This is a genomic window from Bifidobacterium sp., assembly GCF_051876855.1.
Lineage (GTDB): Bacteria > Actinomycetota > Actinomycetes > Actinomycetales > Bifidobacteriaceae > Bifidobacterium.
In genome coordinates this window covers 1-5102 of record NZ_JBJEIH010000075.1, presented here as the reverse complement: position 1 = coordinate 5102, position 5102 = coordinate 1, and the positions used below count along the sequence as shown (strand labels likewise).

Below are 5102 nucleotides of genomic sequence, written 5' to 3'. Positions count from 1 at the left end.
CGGCCAATCAGTGGCGGGTATGGCGTCCACCTGCGGGCCGACGATGCTTCGCCTTGTCAGCGCGCAGCATGGTACCGAGCCCGGCGAATACCAGTGCCGCCGCCAGTACGGCGGTCACACCGGCACCGGTCTTGGCGAGCTTGCCGCCTGCCGACGCAGGCCCAGTCGTCTGGTTGCCACCCTGCGTACCGGTACCAGAGGACGGAGCCAGATTCACCGAACCGCCAGCGGTCACACCGGAGGCGCTTGGAGCGGTGCCTGCGGAGTTTGCGCCGCCTGATGTGGTTCCTGTTGAACCGGATCCGTTGCCATTGGTCTGCCCCGAGTCAGATCCGGAGCCGTTCGTGGCACCGCCGTTCGTGGCACCGCCGTTCGTGGCGCTGCCATCTGTCTTGCCGCCCGTTTCACCGCTATTGTCCGATGACGAGCCGGAATCCGGGTTCTTGGACCATTGGGCGTACAAGCTCAGCGGCGCTGCGACCGGTGCCGTGAAGTCGTACGGCTTCTTGCCGGCCTTGTCGGTCGTCCAGCCGGTGAACGTGTACCCGGAACGGATCGGATCCACCGGTTTGACGGCCTTGCGCCCGTTGCGCACATGCTCGCGGTAGGTCACGTCATCATAGACATGCATGACGATTTCCACCTTGCTGGCCGCCACGGATGCCTCCTGCGGCGCCCACAGCGCATACAAGGTGACATCACCGGTGACCGGAGCGTTGAAATCGTAGATATGCGATCCATCGGGATCGTCGGCCTGCGTGCTCCAGCCTTCGAACACGTACCCGTCACGCGTCGGTTCGCCGGGGCGGGCGGCAGGCGAGCCATAGGCCACCTGCTGGTCTGCCACCGCAGAACCACCTTGCGCATCGTACGTCACAGTCTGCTGCTTTGCGGCCCACTGCGCGACCAGTGTCAAATCCGATGTGACCGGCGTGTTGAAGTCGAACGCGTTCTTGCCGGTCTTATCAGTCGACCAGCCGGTGAAGGTGTATCCGTCACGCGTCGGATCCGCCGGACGGGCGGCGGTTGCACCGTCAGCCACCTGTTGCGGGTCGATGCTCGCATCAGTGCCGGTGTCGAAGCTGACCGTATGCATGCCGGCCCATTGCGCGTACAGGTCAAGGTCGGTGTTCACCGGTGTGCTGAAATCGTAGGGTTGAGTGCCTGCAGCATCGAGCGACCAGAAAGTGAACCGGTAGTCTTGACGGGTCGGGCCGGGGTTCGGGGCCTGTACCGTCGAGCCTGCGGGCACCCTGATCCAGCTGGTGTTCTGGGTGCCGTCGTTCGCGTGGAAGGTCACGCTGTGTGGCAAGCTCGCGTTGTCCACCCACAGGGCGTACAGGGTGAAGTCACCGGTGACCGGGGCCGCGAAGTTGTAGGATTGCGAGCACTGCGAATCGGTGAACCATCCGCCGAAGGTGTATCCACTGCGTGTCGGTTCGGCCGGTGCCGTTGTCGCTTTGCCTTCGACTACGGTCTGCGGCGCGACAGGGCTGCCGCCTTGCGAATCGAAGGTCACCGTATGGTTCGTGCTCTTCCAGCCCGCATACAGGGTGATGTCCGAAGTCAACGGTTTGGTGAAGTCGAACGGTGTAGTCCGTCCCGCGTCCGCATACCAGCCGTCGAAGACGTATCCTTCACGCGTCGGGTCCTGCTCAGGCTTGGTGGCGGTGTCACCCTGCTGCACGGTGTACGGCTGGTAATCGTATCCGTCGTTGTCGAAACTGACGGTATATGCGGGATCCCACTGCGCGTACAAGGTCATATCGTCGGTGACCGGCGTGCCGAAGTCATAGGCTTGCTTGCCGGCCTTGTCGGAGGTCCACTTGCTGAACACGTAGCCTGTTCTGGTGGGTGCCGATGGCACGGCGATGCCGGTGGTCCCCTGCGATGCCCGATCCGCCACTGATACGCGGGTCGTGGGCTCTCCCCCGTTGCCATCGAAGGTGACCAGATGCGTGGTCGGACGATAGGCATACAAGGTCGGGTCGCCGCTGACAACCCAGAATTCCGCGGTTCCGTTCTCACTGTCGGCGACGCTGAGCAGGGATTCGGGAATCTCACGATCCGGGGAGTTGTCCGGATCCTTGGCAAGCCAGGCGCTGCCGCCCTTGCGCAACAGGAATTCGACGTTACGCACGCCGCTCGTGGAGTTCAGGTCGAAGGACGCGATTTCACCGAAATCATCATGGTCGGTGAACGGGTACGAACTGCCTGCCGAGTTGTACTGCCAGGACCACACGTCCCAGCCCTGCCATGTGTCATCGTCCAGGTCGTACTGCTGGTACTGCCCGTCCGCGCGCTGGTAGTGGATGATCACGTGCAGGTTCTTGGGGTTCTTCTGGTCGTTGGCCGTGGGGATCGTGGTTGCCGCACGTTGCGCAGGTGAACTGGTGAACGCCTTGGACGGGTCGTTGGAATCCACCCATGCTTCGACGGCACCGCTGACATGGTCGAGCGCCGCAGCCGAATAGTCGCCTCCGATGACAGTTGCGCCTGAATCATCAGTCAGGCGGAAGCTGAAGGCCGCGTAGTCGCCGGCGAATTCATGGGAGAGCACGTTGCCGAAGGAATCGGTTCCGGTGAACTCGTAGCTCTTTTTGGCCAGCGCCTTGCCGGTTTTGTCCGTTCCCCAAATTTCGGCGTGCGTCGCGTTGATATCAGCGGAGACGTGCAATGTGAAGCGGGTCTTGTTCTCGCCCTTCGTTGCGAAAGGCATCCCAAGGCTCGACTGGTGTCCTTGGACGGCGATGACGGTCGTGCCTACCTCGGCCTGATAAGACGTTCCTTCTTTGCCGTTGAGCCAGTCATATGCACCGGATCCGTTACCGAAGTGGAAGGACACGCCGCTCAATCCGGCATCGGCGATGGTCGCGCTGTACCAGCCGTCATGGCCGGAGACCTGGCGCATAGCCAAGGTCTTTGTAGCGTCGGAACCGCCAAGCGAGTAGTACAGGTTGACGTTGTCCCAGTTCTTGTCCGCCTGGTAATAGACGGTGAGCGAACGGTCAGCGACCTTCGACCCGTCCGCAGTGTCTTGATATCCGGGGTCGGAGGCATCCGTCGCGCCCGTGGAGCTGTTCACCCAGGTGGATGGCGTCGCACCGGCGTAGATGGCGACCGCGTTGCGGGCGCCAATGGTCGTGTCGAGCTTGCCGCCCTTTACTGTGACTCGAACGGAGCAATCCCGCGAAGCATACACGTTGCAGTATTCACCGTCCGGCAGATTCGTGCTGTAGTTGACATGATGCGCTTGCAAGGTGTTGTTGATCGCGAAGAAGCCCTGGTCCTGGCCGTTGGAACGACGGGCGAAACCGATATTGTTGTCGCCGTCGTTCTGCCAGTTGGCCACGCTTGTGCCCTGGACCGCGTTATGGAAGCCGATCATGCCACGTACCGACGTCCAGCGTTGCTGGCACAGCCACTGCCCGTCCTGCCAGCGGTCGGAGGCATTGCCTGTGGCCGCCTTGCACGCGGTGTTCATATCGACATCCGGTACCCTTGTGTCAGTCGCGCCGGATGGTCCGGCTGCGGTGTCACTGCTGTACCAGTAGGAGGACATGAGTTTCGGTGAGCCGTAGTCGTTGGCGAGCAGGAACGCGTTCGCAAGCTCGTATCGTGCGCCCGAGGCGGGAGTAAGTGTTTCGTCCGAACGTTCTGTATCCCAGTTGCTGACAAATACGTTGGCGCTTGGCGATGGCGTGAGGCCTCTCGAGATGTTCTTCAGCTTGGTCACCGAGCTGGCGAAATCCTGCTTGAGCTGGTAGGCGTAGCTGAATTCTATGACCTTGCCGTTGCGCAAGTAATTCTTCGGGTTCAGCGCGTCGGCTTCGCCTTCGTGGTAGATGACTTCCTGTACCCAAGGGATGTCCGCGGCGGCGACACCGATCTTCTTGGCCAGTTTCGCCTTGATTGCAGCCAGATCCGCCGGGTCGATATGCTTGGCGGAATCGATACGGTACGCGCGCACGCCATCCTGCCAAAGCCGGGCGAGATAATCCGCCTGGACGTCCTGGACATGCTCCGAACCAGTGTTGAGATCCCACATGGTCGACAGGCGGCAGTTGCGCACCTGGTCGGCGTTGGTGTAATCGGCGATGGTATCGGTGCAGTTGTGGAAGTCGTCGGTTGTCAAGCCGTATTGGTGGCCGTTGCCGTTTTCCTTGTAACGGTACAGGCCGTCACCCATGGCCGGATAGCGCCCGTAGCTGCCGTTGTAGTCGGATCCGGCAACGCCCTGCTGGTCGTTGACCAGAGCCACGTCGGCGCCGGTCGTATGGTTGAGCACCGCATCGGCAGCGATGCTGACGCCGGCCGCATTGCACTGCTGGATCATCGACTTGAATTCGGCTTCGGTTCCGAACTTGGAGTCGAGACGGTAGCTGACCGGTTGGTAGGCGGTCCACCATTGTGTGCCTTGGATGGATTCCTCAGGCGGGGAGACCTGGATATATCCCACACCTTCAGGCCCGTAGGTTTCCGTGCACTCCTTGGCGATGGTGTTCCACGACTGCTGGAACGCGACGACGGTGACATCGCTTTGCGGGGCCGTCTTGGGGGTCGAGGCCGCGTTGGCGGCGGCGATGGTGGGCTGCCCCACCAGGCCGACCGCGGTCAACGCTGCACAGGCCGCCACGGCGACCGCTCCTCTTGCCACCGTATGCCACTGGCGCATCCACAGGCGCCGGAGCGCCGACATATTACCATGTCGCGGTGATTGTCCGTAGGCGTTCATGCTTGCCTCCTCGAAGTTTGCGCGTGACCGTGTCTCGTCGCATCGCCCTCACGACGCCGACGCAGAACCATGAGCATGGTGCCGCACATTGCCAGCAGGGCGGCGGACACCACAGTCAGGATGATCGCGGTACCGGTCTGTGCGAGCCGCTGTTCCTGACGTTGCGTTGACGTGGTTGTCGTTCCTGGCGTCGGCGGAGTAGTCGTCGGCGGGGTCGACGGCGGTGTGGTCGGCGGGGTCACCGGCGGGGTAATCGGCGGCGTCACCGGAGGAATAACCGGCGGGACAGTGGATTTCAGATCACTGATCAGCACCACGCCGTCGGCCCCTGCGGTCGGCGCATCGATGGTCCCGTCATCCTTCACCT

2 protein-coding genes are annotated in these 5102 nt (G+C 62.2%); both read right to left on the bottom strand.

From position 1 onward, the window contains the following. Positions 1 to 7: 7 nt before the first annotated feature. Positions 8 to 4699, bottom strand: a complete 4692-nt coding sequence (locus tag ACI38B_RS04865; RefSeq protein ID WP_439729766.1) for an InlB B-repeat-containing protein — start codon at positions 4697 to 4699, stop codon at positions 8 to 10. Positions 4700 to 4731: 32 nt separating this feature from the next. Further along, positions 4732 to 5102: hypothetical protein (locus ACI38B_RS04860; protein ID WP_439729765.1), on the bottom strand; the 371-nt coding region annotated here is incomplete at its 5' end.